A 22,808-nucleotide genomic window follows, 5' to 3' on the forward strand; every position below is an offset into this window, starting at 1 on the left:
GAATGATGATGAAAACTAATCACCTCATTCGGGTAGTGGCCTCGCTGGCGATGTTGGCAACGTCAGGCCTGGCTTATGCTGAAGAGTACAAAGCCAGCACGGACGAAAAAGCAATAAAAATGACGAACGTAGCCTCTCTGGAAGCGCGCGTTCAAGCCAGAATGGAGAAAGGGGCATTTGGTTATATTCGCGGTGGAGCCGAAGATGAGAATAACCTTCGCAGCAACACCGAAAGCTTTGACAAAAAATATATTATGCCGCGCGTATTACAGGGCATTGAGTTAAAAGAGATCGATTTATCAACGCAGCTACTGGGTATTCCGCTTAAAACGCCTATAATCCAGGCACCGATGGCAGCGCAGGGCCTGGCCCACGCCTCCGGAGAGTTGGCGACGGCGAAAGGCATGGCGCAGGTCGGTTCGATTTTCTCGTTGAGTACTTATGGCAACAAGACCATCGAAGAGGTGGCTAACGTTTCCGGGAAAAATCCGTTCTTCTTCCAGCTTTATATGAGTAAGAATAATCAATTTAACGAATTTATTCTTGCACAAGCGGTAAAGCATGGCGCTAAAGCGATTATTCTGACCGTAGATTCGCCTGTCGGTGGCTATCGGGAAGAAGATATTAAAAATAACTTCCAGTTCCCGTTGGGCTTTGCAAACCTGGAAATGTTCGCCAGAAAAAATGACGATGGTTCAAAAACCGGCAAAGGGGCAGGGATAAGTGAAATTTACGCGCAGGCTAAACAAGCCTTTACGCCGGAGGATATTGCCTATGTACATCGTATTTCCGGTCTGCCGGTTATCGTAAAAGGCATTCAGTCGCCGGAGGATGCTGAAATTGCTATCCAGGCCGGGGCCGCAGGAATATGGGTTTCTAATCATGGTGGTCGTCAATTAGACAGCGGGCCGTCCTCATTCGATATGCTTCCTGCGATTGCAAAAGTTGTCAACAAGCAAGTGCCTGTTATTTTTGACAGCGGAGTACGCCGTGGTTCGCACGTATTCAAAGCGTTAGCCAGCGGGGCGGATATTGTGGCGGTTGGCCGGCCTGTATTATACGGTCTTAATCTTGGCGGCGCTCAGGGTGTGGCATCAGTGATTGAACAGCTAAACAAAGAGCTGACAATTAACATGATGTTGGGTGGCGCCAGGAATATTGAACAAGTGAAAACGACACGCTTGTTAACTGAAAAAGAGCTGCCCCAGTAATATAAAGGTCGGGTACTATACCCGACCTTTTCCTGTATGATTTCCCTCAACAACGCTTCCGGTAGAAAATGACGCGCTCTGTTTCCTCAAATCCTAACGCCTGGTGAACTTTCTGGGAAATTGTATTTTCCGGCGAGGTATCGGAGGCCATTTCCCGACACCCTTTATTCGTCCCCCATCGTTGCACCGCTGCAATCAATTGTTTCGCTACGCCGCGTTGACGGAATGAGGGGAGAACAAAAATACCTTCAAGGAAAACCACGGGCGAACTGTCACAACCATTGACATAATCGTGGCGGATTGAGGCATCCGCAAAGCCAATCGCCACCCCGTCTGCCATCGCAATAAATGATGCCAGATGATCGGCTTGCAGAATTTCTTCGCCGTCCGCCAGATGGGCGTCGTCCGGGTGATCAGGCCAGAGCTGTTTTCGCAATCCGCGCCAGTGCTCCAGATGGGTTTTGTTCATGTGCCTGATGTCCATTAACGCGCTCCTGATGAGGGGGTTGACATGATGAGACGGCATCCCGCCTGCTGATAACGTCGGGCGATAGCAGACGGGAGCGCACTGTCGCTAAGAATAGTAGTAATACAGGACAGCGTCGCCACCGCATGGGGTTCTACAGTATCAAACTTTGAGTGATCGGCCATCAATATGACCTCGCGTGAGCGCTGAATAATGCGCGTTTTAACGCCCACTTCAAACATGGTAGCGTTGGTGATGCCCGTTTCAATCGACAGCGCATCGCAGGAGATAAAGGCGCGTTCAACGGCAAAGGCGTTAATCATCTCCAGCGCCAGACTCTCGCCCACCGAAAAGTAGCCGGGGCGGATCAGTCCGCCGATAATGTAGCTCTCTACGTGTGGGAAGCCACCCAGTTCATTAGCGATTTTGATGTCATTGCAAATGACTTTTACTTTGGCGTCAACCAGACATTTTGCCAGTTCCAGACAGGTGGAGCCGGAGTCGAGAAAAAAGCAGTCTCCATCCTTGATGAACGTGCGGGCGAGGGCAGCGATTTCGCGTTTCGCCTCGCTTTGTAACGTTCGCTTAACGTCAAAAACATATTCTTTATCTTCCGTACTGTCGTCGAAGTCAATACAACCATGGCCGCGAACCATTCCGGGATAACGGCTGGCGATATAGTGAAAATCCCGGCGCACGGTTGCCTCTGCATAGCCAAAAAGCTCAATAGCTTGTTGTGTTGAGAGGTGCCTGTGTTGCCAAAGGTAATGCAACATCTGTTTGATACGGTCGGGGCGCTGTTGGCTCATCAGCATATGACTCCTTTATAGCGCGGTGAATTGTGACAACGTCACATCATAGTTCGCCGTCGTGAATAACGCCCGGCCAATCACCAGATGCTGTGCGCCTGCGGCGGCAAGCAGCCGTGCGGCGCGAAGTGTAATACCGCCGTCCGCCCAGCATTCCGCAGCAGGGAAATGCTCTCTGCTTTGGCTCACTTTTTCACACATCGTGGCGATAAATTGCTGCCCGCGCCCGTCGGGTTCGCTGGTCATGATCATCAGCGCATCCAGTTGCAATGCCAGATAACGATAAGGCAATAGCGGCGTTGCCGGGTTAAGCGCCAGTCCTGCTTTCGCCCCGATAGCGCGAATATCCGCCAGAATCTCCGAGGGGTTTTGCACGCTTTCGGCATGAATGAAAATCCAGCCGGGGCGAATAGCTGCAAGCCAGGGTAACCAGCGTTGCGGTGATGAGACCATCAGGTGAAATGAGAGCGGATGGCGAGTGTGTTGTGCGACTGCCTGAATGGTTTTCATACCGAAGGTAATATTGTTGATGAAACTGGTATCTTCGATATCCAGATGCAGTGAGCCGAGAGGCGCATCGTGTAAAGCGGTCAACGCCTCGGCATAGCGCAGCGGATCGGCGGAGGCCAGTGAAGGGTGCAGGATCATCGAAACCTCCATCAGCGCAATGCGGTTAATTGCGCGAAAAGCGCGGCGTCATTTGGCGCATCTTGCAGCATCGCGACGCTTTCCGGCGAGTCGAGCCACTGGCTGATGCGTTGAATGGTGCGAATATGTGCTTCGGCATCCGTGGCGCTGGCGCAAAGCAACAGCCAGATGGGATCGCAATCCGCATTGCCGAAAGCGACCGGCGTTGATAACGTAGTGACGCTGATTTGATTATGGTTGGCGCCTTGCTCCGGTCTGGCATGGGGCAGCGCAATCCCCGGCGCGATAAGATAATATGGCCCCCATTTAAGGGTGTTCTCAATAATACCGTCCAGGTAGCAGGGGGCCGCCGCGCCGAAGGTAATCAGCGGACGAACGGCGATATCCAGCGCGTGTCGCCAGTCGCTGGCATGGCGTTGCGCCTGAACCCACTTAACATCATTAATCATCGATCGTTGACTCCTTGCCGGTTCGGGTTACTCTGAAACCGATCCCCGGCGTGTCTTTTGGCGAAGGCGACGGAGATCGGCAGAAGAGTTATCGCTCTCTGCAGGGGATAAGCATTTTGCTTATCCCCATTTTATTGTCGGATATGGCGTACTTTCTCCATAAACTTCGCCACGCGCGCCTGGTCGACAAAGTTGGCGAAGACGCCGTCTTTTTTAAACGTGGTTGCCGTTACGCATCCGTCGGCAATGCAGAGCTGCTCCTCGACGTTTTCCAGACACACCCCGGTATTCGCCAGCACGACCGTGTCGGGGACGGTCTCTTTTACCCGCTTCAGTATGGCGCTATCCGTGCGAGCGCCCGCCGTCAGCCCTGAGACGCACAGAGCATCGGGGTTATTGTTAAATACGGTCGATTTCGCAATTGAACAGACATCCCGGTTTCCCAGATACACCGCCGCTTCCGGCACGATGTTAAACAGCGTTTTCACGTGGCCTGCGCCGATGCGATGCTGATGGCGAATGGTTTCGCCGACATTCGTATCCCAGACGCCAAAATCGCTGGCGTAAGCGCCGGTGAAAATTTCGCGAATAAATTTTGCGTCGGTCGCCATCGCCAAATCAAACGAGGCCACAGGGTCCCACAACACGTTTACCCCAAACGGTACGCGGATTTCACTCATTAACTGACCGATGATTCTTGCCATCGCGGTGGTCGTTTCCGGTCTGACTTTCGTTAAATAAGGCAGACTAAATTCGTTGGAGAACATCACTGCATCCACGCCGCCATTTTGTAGCGCCATTAAATCGTCATGGGCGCGGTCAATCACCCAGTTCATGCCTTTCCTGGTATCGAACCCGGGATCGCCCGGCAGCGCCCGTAAATGGCACATGGCGATAACGGCTTTTTCTGTTCCTATTACCTCTTTTAGCCAACTCATTCTGGGTTGCTCCTTATTCCGGTAGTTCACGTTTACGTAAGACAAGTATGATGCTGGCGACAATGCCGACCACAATAACCACGCCAATCATGCCCAGCGACATCAATTCAGATATTGACCAGCCAAACATATTTCCCACCGACAGCGCGGTAATTTGCGCGTTTTCAGTGGCGAAACTAAAGCCGCCTTTGAGCGCCATATCGGTAAAGTACGGTGCGAACTGGGTGGCGATCAGCAAAACGGTAATCATGACAATGATGCCGCTGAGCAGAGTACGAATCAGATCGCCGCGATGAATAACCGTGGCCATGCAGATAAAAAATGGCGCGACCGGTAAATCAGCCAGCGGCAGGACTTTATTGCCCGGCAGTATGCTCGCCAGAATTAACATGATGGGAATTAACAGCAGCCCAACCGCGATGGTGGTCGGGTGGCCTAACGTCACTGCGGTATCCAGACCGATAAAGACTTCGCGCCCTTTAAAGTGTTTCTGGAAGAACTTACGCGCGCCGTCGGAAATGGGCATTAACCCCTCAACGATAAGGCGAATCATGCGCGGAAACAGCACCATAATCGCCGCCACGGTAATCATTAAGGTTGCGCACCCTTTAAAGCCTTCGCCTGCGGCAAGTCCGAAGATCAGACCGAGAACAACGCCAATGATCACCGGGTCGCCGACCATCCCATACCGTTTTTGGATCTCCTGAGCGTCAATATTGCGTCCTTTCATAAACGGTATTTTTTCGTATATCGCATCCAGCAATACGAACAACGGCACGGAACTGGAGCCATACCCTTGCGGAATAGAAATCCCTTCCAGACCCACAATGTTCTGTACTCGTTTCGCCGTCCAGTCGGCCATTTTCAACGACAAGGCGGCGTGACAAATCGCGCCCAGTACGCCATAAATCAGACTGCCGGTCATCAACTGGACGACCGTTCCGGTAATGGCGTAGTGCCAGTAGTTATAAATATCAACGTTCATGGTTTTGGTCAGACGAGTCACCAACATACCGACGTTGAGCAGAAAGATAACGGGAATGATCATAGCGCCGATGGCCGTCGCATAGCCGACGCCGGACGCGGGCCCGGCGCCGACGTCAAACACATGCAGCGTCAGGCCAAAACGCTCAATCATCACTTTAATCGGCGGACTGAGACTGTCGATCGCCATGACGATCACCAACCCCATGCCGACAAAACCGATGCCGACCGTCACCCCGGCTTTCACCGCCTGCAGCCAGGGAATACGAAAGATTAAGCCGATGATAATCATAATGATGGGCACAAAGACGGTGCCGCCGAGAGACAGGATGTAATCAAACATAATGCCCCCTTTATTGTGTTAACAGCGCCTTGATTTCTTGTTTTAATGCGTCGTCGTTGATGCCTGTCAGCAGGGCGGCGCCGTTGAGCGTCGGGATGCCATAGTCACTGTGCGTACGCATGGACGTTACGATGAGATCCATACCGTTACAGTTCAACGGGATCTCATTCAGACAACATTGCGCCGTGGTTGCCGCAATGCCTTGCTCCGCAAGAAAGTCCTGCAATTTTTGTGCAATCATGGTTGATGTCGACATGCCGGTACCACATGCCACAAGGATCTTTTTCATCATGGTCGTGCCTCTTGTGTAGCGCCTGTTTCAGGCTCAATGGGAAACTGTTCTGGCGACATATTGGCCAGCGCAGTCAGTAAACGGATACAATCAGTCAGGTCGCGCAGGCTGGCGACTTCGGCTGGCGAGTGGGTATAGCGGCAAGGAATAGAAAGGCTGGCGCAGGGAATACCGTCCAGTTCAACCTGAATGTAGCCGGTTTCGGTGATGACGCCTGGCGCGACTTCTCGCTGTACGGGAATATTATTTTCGTGCGCGGTGGTCTCCAGCATCCGCAGCAAACGCGGCGGCGTAATCAGTCCCGCCAACGTACCGCGTCCGTGATAGTTCAGACAGGTGATGCCGACGCCGTGGTTGACCCGCACATCCGAGTAATCCTGCAGGTCAGGCGTGTCGCAGGATGGGGTGATATCAATACCAATCGCCAGGTCGGGGCGCACGCGTCGTAAAACGGGAATAATGCCGCGAATATTGAACTCTTCCTGCACCGACGCGACCAGGAATACCGCGATATCGAGCGGTGTGGAGGCGAGGGCCTCGGCGACGCCCAGTAGCGCCGTACACCCCAGCCTGTCATCCAGCGCCTTACTGCATACCAGGTCGTTGCCCAGACAGTGCGGCGGGTTGTAAAGGGTTACTGGCGTCCCCACCTGAATACCCATTCGTTCGGCATCCGCTTTATCTTTTGCGCCGATATCAATCCAGAGTTTATCGAGAGCGGGAGGCTGGGTGCGCTCGTCACCCTTCGCGAAGTGATATGCTTTAATACCGATACAGCCCATGATATCGCCTGAACGTCCGGCAAGCGTCACAATCGAACCGGGCATAGTAATTTGCGCCGGGCCGCCCACGCGTTCAAAACGTAAAAAACCGGAGGGTTCGATCTTGCGTACCATAAAACCCACTTCATCCATATGCGCAAAAATCATCAGGCGAAGCGCGTCGGATTTATCGCTGCCATAACGGGCGACGACATTGCCCAGGCGATCCCGCCAGACGTCTTTGGCCTGCTGTTCAAACGCGTGCTGCATAACGTTTGCAATACTGCTTTCATGTCCTGAAATCCCGTTTAGCCGCAGTAAAGAAAAAAGCGTTTCCTGCACAGAAAAGGTCATTGGCGTCTCCGTGGTGATAAAACAATCAGTCGTTGAGCGTTTTATAGGCGGAGAATGGTTGGATAAGTGTGAAATGTGTCACGCGGAAATACGCTAAATAGGGCCAATAAAAAATAATGTGATGGCGATACAATAAAAACGCTCATATCACCTGCGGGTTATCGGTAAACCAGGCTATTTATGTGATCACGACCAACAACGAAGAAGGGCAACGCGATGGTGGAAATTATTCCTGTTAGCACGACGCTGGAACTGCAAGCGGCAGATGAAAGTCATGTTCCGGCGCTGCACCAACTGGTACTCAAAAACAAAGCGTGGCTACAACAGTCGCTCGACTGGCCGCAATATGTCACGTCGCAGGAGGAAACGCGTAAGCATGTGCAGGGTAATATACTGTTGCACCAGCGTGGTTACGCCAAAATGTACCTGATTTTCTGCCAGAATGAGATGGCGGGCGTACTCTCATTTAATGCCATCGAACCGATAAACAAAGCCGCCTATATCGGTTACTGGTTGGATGAGTCCCTCCAGGGACAAGGGATAATGTCGCAATCATTACAGGCGCTGATGACACATTATGCCCGGCGCGGCGATATTCGGCGCTTCGTCATTAAATGCCGCGTTGATAATCAGGCCAGTAATGCGGTCGCACGGCGCAACCATTTTACGCTGGAAGGCTGTATGAAACAGGCAGAGTATCTTAACGGCGTCTATCACGACGTTAATATGTATGCCCGCATTATTGATACGGATTAAAGGGAACCGACTAAGGGGGTACGCGTAATACGATCCTCGCCATTGATCACTTTTGGGCCGCGCAGGTGAATAGTATTGCCGTCAAACGCTATCACCGCCGCCCGTCCGCTAATCTCGACCTGGTGCTCAATCAGAATTTCGCCCTGTATACAGGCATGGCCTTCAATCAGCACGCGGTCGTCCAGTAAAATCGGGCCTCCGCGTACCTCTGCATGTCCGCCTACCAGCACATGATGTTTTAACACACAGTTGCCTTCGATTAACGCATGTTCCGCTACCTGCGAGCTGTAGCGAAGGGTAGGGATAGCATCTTCCGCTGTACCGGCGATAACCCGCGCATGGCCATAGACTTTGGCGCAGTCACAGATCCAGACATTATTGTCTTTGTTGCCTTCGATGAGCGCGAAATCAAAGACCTCCGCCCGGTGCTCAATAAAAGCGTGTGTGATAGTGGCGTCGCCATAAAGCTGTACCTGATGGACAATCCGCGAATGGCTCAGGGTGGCGCGATCGTAAATTTGTAAAATCTGCGCATGTTCATGCGTTAGTCCCTGAACGGCGAGAATTTCTGACTGGTTTAACACGCGGGCATCGCCATAAATCGCACACTCTCCGCGCACGGAAGAGGACTGAATGGTGACGTTGTCACCTATCCGTGCGCCATCGCTGATATCAGCGCGATCAATCCAGACGTTATCGCCTATTCGCACGTTATTGTAGAGCGTGCACGGCTGCGTGATACGCGCATTACCCGTAATTTCCGTGCCCGCAAAGGCCATCGCGTTTTCATCATAAATCCAGCAATCCCCCTGTTGTGACAGCACATTATCGGCATCAACCCAGCCGCCGGAGGTTCCGGCTTTAACATCGTTAAAATCCGTTACGGCAATAACTTGTCGTAATAAGACGCTTTTCTTCTCACCGTCTACCTGATAAGTAAAAGCACGAGGTTCTTCACTCAGTCGATATTTGGTCATAGGGAAATTCCGTGTGAACGATTAAGATAACCGTAGCAAAGGTACTGGCGAAACAACCAGAAATTCCATAAAATGCATTTAAAATATACTTTATAAATTAAACAAAATGCGTAATCACAAGCAGAGCGATCGTGTGCTCAATCTGCCTGCGGGCTATTTTGGCATCGTCCTTGGCACTATCGGTATGGGATTCGCCTGGCGTTATGCCAGCCAGATATGGGCAATAAGCCACTGGCCCGGCGACATCATGGTGATCCTGGCGATGATTATTTGGGCACTCTTGACCCTGGCGTTCCTTAGCCGTCTTGTGCGCTTTCCCCATAGCGTGATGGCTGAAGTGCGACATCCGGTAATGAGCAGTTTTGTCAGCCTGTTTCCCGCCACCACGATGCTGGTCGCGATCGGTTTCGTTCCCTGGTATCGCCCGTTGGCCGTTGCGCTATTCAGCGTGGGGGTCGTCATACAACTGGCGTATGCCGCATGGCAGACGGCGGGACTTTGGCGCGGAGCGCATCCGGAAGAAGCGACAACCCCGGGGCTTTATCTGCCCACGGTAGCGAATAATTTTATCAGCGCCATGGCCTGTGGAGCGCTCGGCTACAATGATGCCGGACTGGTGTTTTTAGGCGCAGGCGTTTTTTCGTGGTTAAGTCTGGAACCGGTTATTTTGCAGCGACTGCGTAGCTGCGGCGAATTACCGGCGGTGCTGCGTACGTCGTTGGGTATCCAACTGGCGCCCGCGCTGGTCGCCTGTAGCGCCTGGCTGAGCGTCAATGGCGGGGAGGGCGACACGCTGGCGAAAATGCTATTCGGCTACGGTCTGTTACAGCTTTTATTTATGCTGCGATTAATGCCCTGGTATTTATCACAACCGTTTAATGCTTCTTTCTGGAGTTTTTCGTTCGGCGTTTCCGCGCTGGCGACCACGGGGTTACATCTTGGTCACGGTAGTGAATCAGGGCTTTTCCATATTCTGGCCGTCCCGCTGTTTATTTTCACTAACGCTATTATCGCCTTATTGCTGGTTCGTACATTTCTATTGCTGGTGCAGGGGACGTTGCTTATTCGCACTGAGCGCGCTGCACTGTTGAAAACGGAGGAAAAAAATGACCGTTCGTGACGAAAATTACTTTACTGAGAAATATGGATTAACCCGCACGCATTCGGATGTGCTGGCGGCGGCAAAGGTTGTCGCGCCGGGCCGAACGCTGGATTTGGGATGCGGCAATGGCCGCAATAGTCTGTATCTGGCCGCGAACGGTTATGACGTTACCGCATGGGATAAAAATCCGGCCAGTATGGCTAACCTTGAGCGTATTAAAGCGGCAGAAGGGCTGGATAATCTGCAAACCGACATTGTCGATCTGAATACATTGACCTTTGACGGCGAGTACGATTTTATTCTCTCGACGGTGGTTATGATGTTTCTTGAGGCGCAAACCATTCCCGGTTTAATTGCCAATATGCAACGCTGCACAAAACCCGGCGGGTATAATTTGATTGTTGCGGCAATGGATACGCCGGACTTTCCCTGTACGGTGGGATTCCCGTTCGCTTTTAAAGAAGGCGAATTACGCCGCTATTACGAAGGATGGGACATGCTGAAATACAACGAAGATGTCGGCGAGCTTCACCGCACGGACGAAAACGGCAACCGTATCAAACTGCGCTTTGCTACGATGCTGGCGAGAAAACCGGCCTGACCGATGCAAGTTCTGTAAGTCTCGCTGCGTTCGGCATTTTTTTGTCGGGCGCCGCGTTCAAATTGTGCTGTCGTTACCATTTTTAGTGCATCCAGAATGATTTCGTTTTGCTATTATTTCCTTTGCATCATTGCGAAGACTAAAGGGATCGTTTCATGCGTACTCATACTTTATTTAAAGTTGCAGTGCTTACTGGCTTGCTGGCGTTATCCGGCTGTGCGTCCAAAGTCACACAGCCGGATAAGTATTCTGGATTCTTAAAAAATTATTCGGACCTGCAGGAAACTACCTCCGCCACGGGAAAACCGGTGTTGCGCTGGGTAGATCCACATTTCAATGACTCTAACTATGACAATATTGTTTACAATCCGATAACGTACTATCCCGTCCCCAAGCCAACGACCCAGGTCGGGCAGCAAGTTCTTGATAAACTGCTGGCTTATACGAACAGTAAAGTAAAATCAGCAATTGAACAGCGCAAACCGCTGGTCACGACGCCAGGGCCGCGCAGTTTGATTTTCCGCGGGGCGATTACGGGCGTGGATACCAGCAAAGAAGGGCTACAATTCTATGAGGTAATCCCTGTAGCGCTGATTGTGGCAGGCACGCAAATGGCGACGGGCCACCGAACCATGGATACCCACCTTTATTTTGAGGGTGAGCTGATAGATGCCGCGACCAACAAGCCGGTCGTCAAGGTAGTGCGCCAGGGTGAAGGTCAAGACCTGAGTAATTCCAGTACGCCAATGGCGTTTGAGACGTTGAAACAGGTCGTGGATGATATGGCGACGGATACCTCTATGTTTGACGTTAACAAAAAATAGTTCTGCGGCGCCATCGCAAGATGGCGCAAACCCCGGCAGATTAGCGGTCGCCATCAGCCAGACAACGATGGGCGGCGCGTTCTCGTTAATACAGCGTAGCCTATCCCGCCAGCGATCAACCCCCAGAATGCCGATCCGATGCCCATCAGCGTTAGCCCGCTGGCGGTGACGAGAAATGCGATAACTGCCGCGTCACGCTCATTTTCGTGAGTAAGCGCCTGATACAGGCTACCGCTAATCGTACTTAACAGTGCCAGACCAGCCAGCATTTGCACCCAGCTAACCGGCAGGGCGACCATCAGCGCGGTTATCGAACCGCCAAACCACCCGGCAAGTAAATAAAAAACGCCTGCGGCGGCGGCCGCTAACCAGCGACGCGTTGGATCGGGGTGCGCGTCCGGGCTTTGACAAATGGCGGCTGTAATGGCGGCAATGCAGATAGAATAAACGCCAAATGGCGAAAGCAGCAGCGCCAGCAATCCGGTAAAAATCATTAACGGAGAGACAGGAAGCTGATAGCCAGACGCCTTCATTGTGGCGACGCCGGGGGCGTTTTGCGATGCCATCGTCACCAGAAAGAGCGGTACCGCGACGCTCAGGCTTTGCGCGAATGAAAAGTGGGGGGGAACGAAGGTGGGCCACACCGGCGCGAAATGAATACCGCTCATCGCCACCTTACCCTGGATGAGCGCCACCGTTATTCCCATCACCATGGCAGCAATAACGGCATAGCGGGGCGCGAATACTTTAAAGAGTAGCCACGCCAATAGCATACCGCCGCACATGACAAACTCTCCGTTGAGCGTCCCGAACGCCTGCAGGCCGAAGCGTAGCAGTATTCCCGCCAGCATTGCGGCGGCAAGAGAATGGGGGATTATCCGCATCAAACGCGCAAACAATCCCGTGACGCCGCACAGCACAATCAGGGCATTGGCGACAATGAATATGCCCACCGCGTCTGGCAACGATAATCCCTGAAGCCCTGTTACCAACAGAGCGGCGCCAGGCGTTGACCAGGCGGTTAAAACCGGCGCACGATACCACAAGGTTAACGTTAGTGTGCTTATGCCCATGGCTATACCGAGGGCGGTCATCCAGCCGGCGATCTCTGCGGGTGTTGCGCCAGCGGCGAGCGCCGCCTGCCAGATAATGGCGGCGGAACTTGCATAGCCGACCAGAACGGCGACCAGACCAGATAATACAGTAGGTAACGGCAGTGATAACAGACGCATGATCGCCTCTTGTGCGTTATAACGGTCAGTCAATGTAGCATTGTGCGTTATAGCGTACAAGTGATACGCTATGGTCTTACTGGGGGGAAAAATGGATAACCTGACACACTATCTGGCGACCACGTTAAGAACGTTACGCCATCAGCGAGGCTGGAGTTTATCGCGTCTGGCGGAGATCTCCGGCGTCTCAAAAGCCATGTTAGGGCAGATAGAGCGTAATGAATCCAGCCCGACAGTCGCAACGCTGTGGAAAATTGCGACGGGCCTGAACGTTCCATTCTCAATGTTTATTTCGCCTCCGCAGGCCGAATTTCCGCCAACCTTCGATCCCCAGCAGCAAGCGATGGTAATCACACCGCTGTTTCCGTGGGACCCTGAACTCTGTTTTGACTATTTTTCTCTATTGCTGGCGCCTGGCGCGGTCAGCGAATCAGCGCCGCATAAAGCCGGCGTTATCGAACATGTGGTGGTGATTCAGGGTCGGCTGGACATGTGTACTGGTGGGGTATGGCAAACCATAGACGCCGGTAAAGGTTTGCGTTTTGCCGGCGATACGGCGCATACCTATCGCAACAGCAGTGACCAGACGGTTCATTTTCACTCGCTGATCCATTACCCGCGTGATTAAGCGGGAAAACTATTTCGTTAGTTTGCGCTTCTGACTACAATAGCCGCCATTTCGCTGCTATTGGATAAGAAAGACTGTATGCGCCAGCAACCTCACTATCTCGAATTGTTAAGTCCGGCCCGTGACGCCGCAATTGCTCGCGAAGCGATTTTGCATGGCGCAGATGCCGTCTACATCGGCGGACCCGGTTTTGGCGCACGTCATAACGCCAGTAACAGTCTGCGCGATATCGCCGATCTGGTCCCGTTTGCTCACCGTTACGGCGCCAGGATTTTTGTCACGCTGAATACTATCCTGCATGATGATGAGCTGGAGCCCGCGCAGCGGTTAATCACCGATTTGTACAACACCGGGGTGGATGCGCTGATTGTGCAGGATATGGGCATTCTGGAACTGGATATCCCGCCGATTGAGCTTCACGCCAGTACACAGTGTGATATTCGCAGCGTGGAAAAAGCGAAGTTTCTTGCCGATGTCGGTTTTTCACAGATTGTACTGGCGCGCGAGCTTAATTTGAGTCAGATAGCGGCTATTCATCAGGCTACTGACGCCACGATTGAGTTCTTCATTCATGGCGCGCTGTGTGTCGCTTATTCTGGGCAGTGTTATATCTCTCATGCGCAAACCGGGCGCAGCGCCAATCGGGGCGACTGTTCGCAAGCCTGTCGCTTACCGTATACGTTAAAAGACGATCAGGGGCGGGTGGTCTCTTACGAAAAACATTTGCTATCGATGAAAGATAACGACCAAACGGCTAACCTCGGCGCGTTGATCGATGCAGGCGTACGTTCCTTCAAGATTGAAGGGCGCTATAAAGACATGAGCTATGTCAAAAACATCACCGCGCATTATCGTCAGATGCTGGACGCGATTATCGAGCAACGTGGCGATCTGGCGCGTGCGTCGGTTGGTCGGACCGAACACTTTTTTGTTCCCTCCACGGAGAAAACCTTCCATCGCGGCAGCACCGACTATTTTGTTAACGCGCGTAAAGGTGATATTGGCGCATTTGATTCACCAAAATTTATTGGCTTGCCGGTAGGTGAGGTGCTGAATGTGGCGAAGGATTATCTCGACGTAGAAGCTACGGAGCCGTTGGCGAATGGCGATGGTCTGAACGTGTTGATTAAGCGTGAAGTGGTAGGTTTTCGCGCCAATACGGTGGAGAAAACCGGTCATAACCGCTACCGCGTTTGGCCAAATGATATGCCTGCCGACCTGCATAAAGTCCGTCCGCATCATCCGTTGAATCGTAATCTGGAGCATAACTGGCAGCAAGCGCTGACAAAAACCTCCAGTGAGCGCCGTGTGGCGGTTGATATCATGCTGGGCGGCTGGCAGGAACAGCTTATTCTGACGCTGACCAGTGAAGACGGTGTCTGCATCACGCATACGCTTGACGGGGTATTTGAGGAAGCCAACAACTCTGAAAAAGCGTTGAATAACCTAAAAGCCGGACTGGCGAAGCTGGGACAGACGCCTTACTACGCGCGTGATATGCAGGTGACATTACCGGCGGCGTTGTTCGTGCCAAATAGCCTGCTCAATCAGTTCCGTCGGGAGGCGATTGATATGCTTGACGCGGCGCGGCTGGCCCATTATCAACGAGGTCGTCGGAAACCCGTGGCGCAGCCTGCGCCGGTCTACCCGCAAACGCATCTCAGCTTTCTCGCTAATGTCTACAACCACAAAGCGCGGGAATTTTATCACCGTTACGGCGTACAATTGATTGATGCGGCCTATGAGGCGCATCAGGAGAAGGGCGAGGTACCGGTCATGATCACCAAACACTGCCTGCGTTTTGCGTTCAACCTTTGTCCAAAGCAGGCGAAAGGAAATATTAAGAGCTGGAAAGCCACGCCGATGCAGTTGGTGCATGGCGATGAGGTACTGACGCTAAAATTCGACTGCCGCCCTTGCGAAATGCATGTCATTGGCAAAATTAAAAACCACATCTTAAAAATGCCCCAGCCCGGCAGCGTTGTCGCTTCAGTGAGCCCTGAAGCGCTGATGAAAACGCTGCCGAAGCGCAGGGGCGTTTAATTAACGAAAATAGCTTTCTGGTTTGCGCGATTTCTGCCAGTTGTGGTGCTCGCGCAAGCCTTCCGCGGATTCTTCCGCTGCCGCCCGTAATTCATCGCTGTCGGCTTCGTGTCTAAGCTGGTGCCCTCCCGTCGCAAACCATACGAATGCGTGGTCTTGCTGTTTCGCCAGTAACTGGCCTGAAAACAGCGCACAGGTCAGTAAAACTACTGATAACGTTTTTGTAAGCATCATGCCACCTTCCAGTTACGTCGTGAGGCTATGATGCCAATAATTTCTTTGAGTTATTATTCAACACTTCAAATTAGCGAAAACGGTTTGTCAATAAGTGCGATAAGTTGTATGAGAAAATATACTTATACTCAGTATCTCAATTATAAAAATAACGAGCCAATTCGTTCCATGCGAAATTCATTATTTCCTGGAAGTATATTTTAAAGGTATTGTATTAGATGGTTTTGGTATTGCCAGGGGATTGTAAGCCATACTATTTATGGTGTGGTCAACTCTGGTGATGAGCCTCATTTTTTGTTGTTTCAACGAGTGAAGATAAATCTTCAGAAAAAAGGCTGTTATGAACTTGTAACGCTACATATTCAACAAGGTCGTTTAAACATAGCAGGCCATGAGAGGAACTTTCCTCAAGCATATTCATTAATATCTCATTCTTAAACAAACATGAATAAACTAGTTGAGTAACTGAGCTTTGTGCATAATTTGGTTCAAATGTTGCATTCTTTAAGTTAGTATCCTCAATAACCTTTGCGGCTATTTTGTTTTTGATAGCGTCGTCAATAGGTGGTAGATCTGCCTGGGTGATGCCCAGACTAATCCTGGAGGAAATGGCGGCTTTTCTTTCCTGTTCCTTCCAGTCACATAAATTACCCTTTTCTGCCATGGCGATAAGCGTCTCTTTTATATTTTTTAGGTCAACGGAAAATGTTATACCACCGGATAGCGAGAGTAGTAACCGCTCAGGGAACAAGCAACATAGCTCTTCACAAACATAAGTGCTAGTTTTTATATTAATATCAGAATATCTTTTCAGGTGGGCAGACTGAGTATCAACACAGAGTACTGTTCTATTCATTATATCATAATAGTAGTGATCCTGACGTATCACAATGCATAACGGAATATCTTCGCCATCTTTAATGCAGAGATTTGTATATTGATACTCACCATCTTTATAGTGCTGAAAATGGAATTTTTCTTTGCATGACGGTGATGATAATTCATATAACTTGCAAAATAAATCAAATAAACGTTGTGCGTCAGGCGGAGAGGCAACATCACATAATTCCTTTATATATTGATCGGCAGCGGATCTTCGCGTGCTACAGAAAAAATCTTTAATCTTTTCCCATAGTAACGTAAAGAAGGAGCGTTGAGAGATGGCACTTTGAGAAAACATCTCACTCTTTAAAAACCCTCTCCCGATAGTAATTGGCATAATTTAGACCACAAGTGAGTATATAATACTTCATTACTGGAATAGGTGGTATTCAAAATATTATCCCATGTTGCCCATCGGTTTGCCTATCGGTGAAACACCTGATTTTTGCTTTATCCTGAACGTTCAAATTGACCCGTAGTTTTAGTCATGTCCACGCCTCCTGGACATGAAGTATGTCAGGTAAAACGAATGAAACTAAAACGGTTTTCTTAATTTTCACATCATCATGTACCATAAGTAATGATTAATTACACGCTATATTATTTTTAGATAAAGTAAATTGTTGCTCAACCGTGTAGAAATTTTCTTATAAGAAGTTAAACTGAAAGTATTATTAGGCTAACAACAATGAGATATTTAGCGGTAGGGCAGAAGGCCAATACTGATAGCACTTATGATATAAATGCCTTACTCTTTAGTTTCTGTCTTAATTATATTTGTTGTAACGATTAGCTGACGGATTTATTTCCAGTTGGGCGATAAAATTATAAAAACCTGCGAGGAGGCTCAAAATGAAGAAATCAGATGGTGAAATTCACGAAAAGACAGCATCCTGGGGCATTTTGCAGTCAGAATGGCTAAGAAAATGTGGACGGCTATTATTGCTGTTACTTTACCGTTTCGTTATCGGATGGGCTTTTTTTCAGTTACTTGCCATGATCGTGGCAGGGATATTTTTGTTAGGCGTCTTATTATTTCATCCCATAATATTTGTACAGACTATCGCAATCACTGAGAAGTTAAATCATGCTTCGCTTGATTTATGGCATATCCTTAAGTTATGCCTGTGGCATTACGGTATCATCGCAGGGTTTATTTTTATGGCGGAGTGTACGTTAAGTAAAAGTATACGGCAGGTTCAGCGCTTGTCCAAAAAGTTTGGGGCTCAGGATTTTTCTTCACGCCCGTGATCCGCCGCTGCAACCTGCTTTCTTACTGAATAATGGCTATGAGCAGCAGACCGAATTATCTCGGTTCGAGGGGGATTCTATGTGTTTGAACAACTGCGGTGAATCGTAATTTCAGATGCATTATCGCCGACAATCGACGCGTTCCTCACTAATTGCCTTCCTGACTATATAGTGGTCTTATCTTTGGCGAAACAATGTTATTTAGTTATGGAAGGCGACAACAACTGTACTACTGATTATCAAATAACCTTTCTGGTCAGGTAGACTCGCCTTTGTGAAAACACATCGTTATCTGTGCTCCTGGGACTCATTCCCTTGCCGCCTTTAAGCAACTCGAATTATTTTGGGTATAGAACAGGCGGCGTAATGGTCATATAAGCAAAATATAACCTCTCCGTTTGTGATAAGGCACAGATTACAGGGGGGAATGATGTTTATTTTAACCATCTGTTTAAGCGCTGTCCGCTAATCTTTACCTGCTCAAATACATAATCACCCCTGTGACTCTCGCGAGGTGTAACATATGGTAAAATGCGTATCTTCTTTCCTCCTGTTCAGCCTGTTGTCCGTTCAGGCAATGTCAGCTGAAAACCATATTGATCTCCACCAGCCAAAAGACTTTGTCGATATTACTACGGTCGCCCCCGACGTACAGGTAGACATGCGATACTTCACTTCCCATAACTTTGTTGGTCGCCCCATTAAAGGCTATAACGCGCCTGTTTGCCTGTTAACACGACCAGCCGCGAACGCAGTGAAGCAGGTCGCCGATCGTTTACGCCCCTTCGGACTTACCTTAAAAATATATGATTGCTATCGTCCGCAAAGCGCAGTGAATGACTTTATCGCGTGGGCCAAAGATCCTTCTCAAAACCAAATGAAAAACGAATTTTATCCGCTGGTAGAGAAAAAGCGTCTGTTTGAGGAAGGTTATCTTGCCGCCAGATCCGGCCACAGTCGGGGAAGTACGCTTGATCTAACGATTGTTCCACTCGACAGTAAAATACCGATATACCATCCCGGACGACCACTGGTGAATTGTACTGCGTCCGCGGCACAACGCTCGCCAGATAATAGTCTGGATTTTGGTACCGGCTTTGACTGTTTTAGTCCGTTATCCCATCCCGATAATGCCATGCTTACCGCTCAGCAACGCGCAAATAGGTTGTTATTACAAACATTGATGCGTGATGCGGGCTTTACGCCACTGGATACTGAATGGTGGCACTTCTCCCTTACTCATGAACCATACCCGAACACCTGGTTTGACTTTCCCGTTAAGCAGAGACCCTGAAACGGCGTTTTGTTGCGAAATCTAATCATTACGCCTGTTGGAAAGCACCATAACAGTTAGCAAATCGTTGTTAATTTTAACAACTGATATACACTGCGGTTGCCACCTGCAAGCAGCGCTCAATGAGAACGAATAATGAAAAAATATCAACGTCTGGCGGAGCAAATTAGAGAACAAATCGCCTCTGGCGTTTGGCAGCCCGGCGATCGATTACCCTCGCTGAGGGAGCAGGTCGCCAGTAGCGGCATGAGTTTTATGACTGTCGGTCATGCGTACCAGTTGCTGGAAAGTCAGGGACGGATTATCGCCCGTCCGCAATCCGGTTATTATGTCGCGCCGCATCCGGTTTGTCGGTCAGTCGCGACGGCAGCGCACGTTATTCGGGATGAAGCCGTAGATATCAATACCTATATTTTTGAGATGCTGCAGGCCAGCCGTGATACCTCAGTGGTGCCTTTTGCTTCAGCGTTTCCCGATCCGCGTCTGTTTCCCTTGCCGCAATTGAACCGATCTCTGGCGCAGGTCAGTAAAACCGCGACGGCAATGAGCGTCATCGAAAATTTGCCGCCAGGTAATGCAGAATTGCGCTATGCAATAGCACGCCGTTACGCGCAGCAGGGGATTACCGTTTCTCCTGACGAGATTGTCATTACCGCCGGCGCGCTGGAAGCGTTGAATCTTAGTTTACAGGCGGTGACGGCACCGGGAGACTGGGTGGTGGTGGAGAACCCCTGTTTCTACGGTGCGCTACAGGCCCTGGAGCGATTGCGCCTGAAAGCGTTGTCGATACCCACCGATGTTAAAGAAGGTATCGATCTTATGGCGCTGGAACAAGCGTTACAGGAATATCCGGTGAAAGCGTGCTGGTTAATGACCAACAGCCAGAATCCGTTAGGGTTCACGCTGAGCGCTGAGAAAAAAGCGCGGCTGGTTGCGTTACTCACGCACCATAACGTGATGCTAATTGAAGATGATGTTTATAGCGAACTCTACTTTGGCCGCGAGAAACCTCTGCCCGCCAAAGCATGGGATCGCGACGATACCGTGTTGCATTGTTCGTCTTTTTCCAAATGTCTGGTTCCCGGTTTTCGCATTGGCTGGGTTGCGGGAGGAAGCCATGCCAGACAAATTCAGCGTTTGCAGTTAATGAGCACATTATCCACCAGTTCCCCCATGCAATTGGCGTTAGTGGATTATCTCTCGACACGTCGATATGACGCGCATCTGCGCCGATTGCGAAGGCAGCTTGCCGAACGTAAACAGCAAGCCTGGCAAACCCTTTTGCGCCATCTCCCGGCGGAAGTAAAAATTCACCATAACGATAGCGGTTATTTTCTTTGGCTGGAGCTACCTGAGCAGCTTGATGCCGGTGAACTTAGCGCCAAAGCGCTTGAACACCTTATCAGTATCGCGCCGGGGAAAATGTTTTCAACGTCCGGCGCCTGGACGCGTTTCTTTCGTTTTAACACCGCATGGCATTGGGGAGAACGGGAAGAACAGGCCGTAAAACAGCTTGGCAGCCTGATTCGCGAGATGCTGCGCGCTAAAAGCCTTGTGTGAGGTGGAATGCGTGTCAGCTCACAACCTGACTAAATTTCCCGAGTGTGCCGGGTGAGCATCTGGCGCGCCGTCTATTTTTAGGAAAGCGGCGGCCCGTTCGCCGGAAATCGATTAATGACGATATGGGAAAATGCTATGCAATATCAATTACTGATTAATGGCGTGCTGGTGGACGGCGAGGGAGAAAGGCAGTCTGTTTATAACCCGGCGACAGGCGAGGTCATACTTGAGATTGCGGAAGCGTCGCCCGCGCAGGTTGACGCCGCAGTGCTGGCCGCCGATAGCGCGTTTGCCGAATGGGGGCAGACCACACCCAAAGCACGGGCGGAATGTCTGTTAAAACTGGCGGACAGCATCGAGCAAAACGCCCTTGAGTTCGCCCGGCTTGAATCGCAAAACTGCGGTAAGCCTTTGCACTGCGTAATTAATGATGAAATTCCGGCAATCGTGGATGTTTTTCGCTTTTTTGCCGGCGCGGCCCGTTGTTTGAGTGGGCTGGCGGCGGGCGAATATCTGGAAGGACATACGTCGATGATCCGCCGGGATCCGATTGGCGTGGTTGCCTCTATCGCGCCGTGGAATTATCCGCTCATGATGGCGGCCTGGAAGCTGGCGCCAGCGCTGGCGGCAGGTAACTGCGTGGTGATTAAGCCTTCTGAAATCACGCCGCTGACGGCGCTTAAACTTGCCGCGCTGGCGAAGGATATCTTTCCGCCGGGGGTGCTCAATGTCCTGTTCGGACGAGGGCAGACTGTTGGCGATGTATTGACCGGCCATGAAAAAGTACGCATGGTCTCTTTAACCGGTTCTATCGCGACCGGGGAGCATATTCTGCGCCATACTGCGCCAGCGATAAAACGTACGCATATGGAACTCGGTGGTAAAGCCCCGGTGATTGTTTTTGATGACGCCGATCTGGATGCGGTGGCGCAGGGCGTCCGGACTTTTGGTTTCTATAATGCCGGACAGGATTGTACTGCGGCGTGCCGTATATATGCGCAGCGCGGTATCTATGATGCGCTGGTCGAAAAGCTAGGGAACGCGGTGAGCAGCCTGAAAATGGGCGCGCCGGAGGATAAGTCGACAGAGCTGGGGCCGTTAAGTTCGCTGGCGCACCTGAAGCGCGTCACAGCGGCTGTAGAGGAGGCGAAGGCCCTCAGCCATATCCGTGTGATTACTGGCGGAAGTCAAACGGAAGGTAAAGGTTACTATTTCGCTCCGACGTTGCTGGCAGACGCAAAACAGGAAGATGCCATCGTGCAACGCGAGGTCTTCGGCCCGGTGGTCAGTATAACCGTCTTTGATGATGAAGATCAGGTTCTGAGGTGGGCCAACGATTCTCGCTATGGTCTGGCATCCTCCGTCTGGACTCAGGACGTCGGGCGGGCGCACCGGCTTAGCGCCAGATTGCAGTATGGCTGTACCTGGATTAATACCCATTTCATGTTGGTTAGCGAGATGCCGCATGGAGGGCAAAAACAGTCGGGATACGGCAAAGATATGTCATTGTATGGTCTGGAAGACTACACTCTTGTCCGCCACATCATGGTTAAGCATTAAGGATCATTTACTGTTCAGAAAAATCATGAAAAAATAGGCGGGTGTTGGCGGAGAGGGGGACCTCCCCGCCAACATGCGCAGCAAGTACTCAAAGGTTGAACACCTCAAGCAAACCAGCCGAATCTCAACGAGATCAGACCCAAAAGTCCTGCAGCAGCAAAGACATTAATCAGCACGACGGTTTTACTGGAAACATTCATTTTCGCCACCTTTCATCATAACCCCTATGGGTATAGTACGGGTTGGCGAGATCCGCAATAATACGTAAACAGGATATTCTGTGAGCGGAGCCGTGCATTGAGAACGTTTTGCTGTTAAGGCTGACAAACCTTGATGTGTGTCAAATAAAAAGAGCATATTGCGCGCGTTTTTTCCTCTGGTTGGCGCGGATGCCTGATATGACCCTCTTTCAAAAGATATTAATTTTTTACGCCGTCATGGCGGTGATATCATTCCTGATCACCTGGTTTTTGACTCATGACAAAAAACGAATTCGTTTCCTGAGCGCCTTTTTGGTTGGCGCGACATGGCCGATAAGTTTCCCCGTCGCGTTGCTGTTTTCGCTTTTCTGACCTCAAGCCCGATACAGGTTACCGGGCATGGTTTTTC

The 22,808-nt window shown here is 50.7% G+C and carries 25 protein-coding genes and 1 pseudogene; 13 read left to right on the forward strand and 13 right to left on the reverse strand.

From position 1 onward, the window contains the following. Positions 1-8: 8 nt before the first annotated feature. On the forward strand, positions 9-1,211 hold the full coding sequence (locus LDB27_RS10625) for a lactate oxidase (protein ID WP_000856050.1): 1,203 nt from the start codon (positions 9-11) through the stop codon (positions 1,209-1,211). A 46-nt stretch (positions 1,212-1,257) separates the two neighbouring features. Here the strand turns inward: LDB27_RS10625 and aac(6') are convergent, their stop codons facing one another. The 8 genes from aac(6') to LDB27_RS10665 all read right to left on the reverse strand — a co-directional run bounded on the left by aac(6') (position 1,258) and on the right by LDB27_RS10665 (position 7,255). After that, positions 1,258-1,695 (reverse strand): cryptic aminoglycoside N-acetyltransferase AAC(6')-Iy/Iaa, encoded by a 438-nt coding sequence (gene aac(6'), locus LDB27_RS10630; RefSeq protein WP_000354598.1) that lies wholly within the window; start codon positions 1,693-1,695, stop codon positions 1,258-1,260. Next, complete coding sequence (locus LDB27_RS10635) at positions 1,695-2,486, reverse strand: DeoR/GlpR family DNA-binding transcription regulator (protein ID WP_023197658.1); 792 nt, start codon at positions 2,484-2,486, stop codon at positions 1,695-1,697. The genes aac(6') and LDB27_RS10635 overlap by 1 nt, the downstream gene beginning before the upstream one ends. A 15-nt stretch (positions 2,487-2,501) precedes the next feature. Beyond that, the gene (locus LDB27_RS10640; RefSeq protein WP_000600604.1) at positions 2,502-3,134 is read right to left on the reverse strand and encodes a ribulose-phosphate 3 epimerase family protein; all 633 of its coding nucleotides are present in this window, start codon (positions 3,132-3,134) and stop codon (positions 2,502-2,504) included. Positions 3,135-3,145: 11 nt separating this feature from the next. Further along, positions 3,146-3,583, reverse strand: a complete 438-nt coding sequence (sgcA, locus tag LDB27_RS10645; protein WP_000606458.1) for an SgcA family PTS sugar transporter subunit IIA — start codon at positions 3,581-3,583, stop codon at positions 3,146-3,148. Positions 3,584-3,714: 131 nt separating this feature from the next. Next, entirely contained in the window at positions 3,715-4,521 is an 807-nt protein-coding gene (sgcQ, locus tag LDB27_RS10650; protein WP_000118619.1) for a BtpA family protein SgcQ, read from the reverse strand. A 13-nt stretch (positions 4,522-4,534) separates the two neighbouring features. Further along, positions 4,535-5,848 carry a PTS sugar transporter subunit IIC SgcC gene (sgcC, locus tag LDB27_RS10655; protein WP_000460836.1) on the reverse strand — a complete coding sequence of 438 codons (1,314 nt, stop codon included), beginning with the start codon at positions 5,846-5,848 and terminating at the stop codon, positions 4,535-4,537. 10 nt (positions 5,849-5,858) lie between these two features. Next, complete coding sequence (gene sgcB / locus LDB27_RS10660; RefSeq protein WP_000976132.1) at positions 5,859-6,140, reverse strand: PTS sugar transporter subunit IIB SgcB; 282 nt, start codon at positions 6,138-6,140, stop codon at positions 5,859-5,861. Further along, positions 6,137-7,255: a M42 family metallopeptidase gene (locus LDB27_RS10665; protein ID WP_000144624.1), complete on the reverse strand. Its 1,119-nt coding sequence runs from the start codon at positions 7,253-7,255 to the stop codon at positions 6,137-6,139. The genes sgcB and LDB27_RS10665 overlap by 4 nt, the downstream gene beginning before the upstream one ends. Before the next feature lie 216 nt (positions 7,256-7,471). On the opposite strand from LDB27_RS10665, the gene rimL reads away from it, so the two are divergent. After that, the gene (rimL, locus tag LDB27_RS10670; protein ID WP_000229294.1) at positions 7,472-8,011 is read left to right on the forward strand and encodes a 50S ribosomal protein L7/L12-serine acetyltransferase; all 540 of its coding nucleotides are present in this window, start codon (positions 7,472-7,474) and stop codon (positions 8,009-8,011) included. Here the strand turns inward: rimL and ydcK are convergent. Next, positions 8,008-8,988, reverse strand: a complete 981-nt coding sequence (gene ydcK / locus LDB27_RS10675) for a YdcK family protein (RefSeq protein WP_000170582.1) — start codon at positions 8,986-8,988, stop codon at positions 8,008-8,010. The two genes, rimL and ydcK, sit on opposite strands and share 4 nt — an antisense overlap. 106 nt (positions 8,989-9,094) lie before the next feature. Between ydcK and tehA the strand changes: the two genes are divergently transcribed. The 3 genes from tehA (at position 9,095) to LDB27_RS10690 (ending at position 11,515) form a co-directional block, all read left to right on the forward strand. Then, a complete protein-coding gene (gene tehA / locus LDB27_RS10680) occupies positions 9,095-10,108 on the forward strand; it encodes a dicarboxylate transporter/tellurite-resistance protein TehA (protein ID WP_001243996.1) in 1,014 nt (337 codons plus the stop codon). Then, positions 10,095-10,691 (forward strand): tellurite resistance methyltransferase TehB, encoded by a 597-nt coding sequence (gene tehB / locus LDB27_RS10685; protein WP_000218275.1) that lies wholly within the window; start codon positions 10,095-10,097, stop codon positions 10,689-10,691. The genes tehA and tehB overlap by 14 nt, the downstream gene beginning before the upstream one ends. Before the next feature lie 155 nt (positions 10,692-10,846). Then, the gene (locus LDB27_RS10690) at positions 10,847-11,515 is read left to right on the forward strand and encodes a DUF3313 domain-containing protein (RefSeq protein ID WP_001259021.1); all 669 of its coding nucleotides are present in this window, start codon (positions 10,847-10,849) and stop codon (positions 11,513-11,515) included. A gap of 53 nt (positions 11,516-11,568) precedes the next feature. On the opposite strand, the gene LDB27_RS10695 is transcribed toward LDB27_RS10690, so the two are convergent. After that, on the reverse strand, positions 11,569-12,747 hold the full coding sequence (locus tag LDB27_RS10695) for a benzoate/H(+) symporter BenE family transporter (protein WP_001238500.1): 1,179 nt from the start codon (positions 12,745-12,747) through the stop codon (positions 11,569-11,571). A gap of 91 nt (positions 12,748-12,838) precedes the next feature. Between LDB27_RS10695 and LDB27_RS10700 the strand changes: the two genes are divergently transcribed. Both LDB27_RS10700 and LDB27_RS10705 read left to right on the forward strand, forming a co-directional pair. After that, positions 12,839-13,375 carry a helix-turn-helix domain-containing protein gene (locus LDB27_RS10700; protein ID WP_000369544.1) on the forward strand — a complete coding sequence of 179 codons (537 nt, stop codon included), beginning with the start codon at positions 12,839-12,841 and terminating at the stop codon, positions 13,373-13,375. A 78-nt stretch (positions 13,376-13,453) separates the two neighbouring features. After that, on the forward strand, positions 13,454-15,418 hold the full coding sequence (locus LDB27_RS10705; protein WP_001249763.1) for a peptidase U32 family protein: 1,965 nt from the start codon (positions 13,454-13,456) through the stop codon (positions 15,416-15,418). Here the strand turns inward: LDB27_RS10705 and LDB27_RS10710 are convergent, their stop codons facing one another. After that, the gene (locus tag LDB27_RS10710; protein WP_000956438.1) at positions 15,419-15,649 is read right to left on the reverse strand and encodes a DUF2554 family protein; all 231 of its coding nucleotides are present in this window, start codon (positions 15,647-15,649) and stop codon (positions 15,419-15,421) included. It lies immediately after the preceding gene. A 271-nt stretch (positions 15,650-15,920) separates the two neighbouring features. Further along, positions 15,921-16,871, reverse strand: a complete 951-nt coding sequence (sifB, locus tag LDB27_RS10715; protein ID WP_001122936.1) for an SPI-2 type III secretion system effector SifB — start codon at positions 16,869-16,871, stop codon at positions 15,921-15,923. Positions 16,872-17,386: 515 nt separating this feature from the next. On the opposite strand from sifB, the gene LDB27_RS10720 reads away from it, so the two are divergent. The 5 genes and pseudogenes from LDB27_RS10720 (at position 17,387) to patD (ending at position 22,199) form a co-directional block, all read left to right on the forward strand. Further along, the gene (locus LDB27_RS10720; RefSeq protein WP_000747901.1) at positions 17,387-17,785 is read left to right on the forward strand and encodes a hypothetical protein; all 399 of its coding nucleotides are present in this window, start codon (positions 17,387-17,389) and stop codon (positions 17,783-17,785) included. Between the two features lie 32 nt (positions 17,786-17,817). Next, positions 17,818-18,049: pseudogene (locus LDB27_RS10725) on the forward strand (hypothetical protein). A 259-nt stretch (positions 18,050-18,308) separates the two neighbouring features. Further along, the gene (locus LDB27_RS10730) at positions 18,309-19,079 is read left to right on the forward strand and encodes a M15 family metallopeptidase (protein WP_000237721.1); all 771 of its coding nucleotides are present in this window, start codon (positions 18,309-18,311) and stop codon (positions 19,077-19,079) included. 135 nt (positions 19,080-19,214) lie between these two features. Then, on the forward strand, positions 19,215-20,639 hold the full coding sequence (ycdR, locus tag LDB27_RS10735) for a GntR family transcriptional regulator YdcR (protein WP_000760687.1): 1,425 nt from the start codon (positions 19,215-19,217) through the stop codon (positions 20,637-20,639). 114 nt (positions 20,640-20,753) lie between these two features. After that, positions 20,754-22,199 (forward strand): aminobutyraldehyde dehydrogenase, encoded by a 1,446-nt coding sequence (patD, locus tag LDB27_RS10740; protein ID WP_000158095.1) that lies wholly within the window; start codon positions 20,754-20,756, stop codon positions 22,197-22,199. A gap of 104 nt (positions 22,200-22,303) precedes the next feature. Here patD and yncL read toward each other — a convergent pair whose 3' ends face one another. Further along, positions 22,304-22,399, reverse strand: coding sequence for a stress response membrane protein YncL (gene yncL, locus LDB27_RS10745; RefSeq protein ID WP_001103198.1), 96 nt, complete (start codon positions 22,397-22,399; stop codon positions 22,304-22,306). A 198-nt stretch (positions 22,400-22,597) separates the two neighbouring features. Between yncL and LDB27_RS10750 the strand changes: the two genes are divergently transcribed. After that, the gene (locus LDB27_RS10750; protein WP_001522647.1) at positions 22,598-22,771 is read left to right on the forward strand and encodes a GhoT/OrtT family toxin; all 174 of its coding nucleotides are present in this window, start codon (positions 22,598-22,600) and stop codon (positions 22,769-22,771) included. Positions 22,772-22,808 lie beyond the last annotated feature (37 nt).

Source organism: Salmonella sp. JXY0409-18 (genome assembly GCF_020268625.1).
Classification (GTDB): domain Bacteria; phylum Pseudomonadota; class Gammaproteobacteria; order Enterobacterales; family Enterobacteriaceae; genus Salmonella; species Salmonella enterica.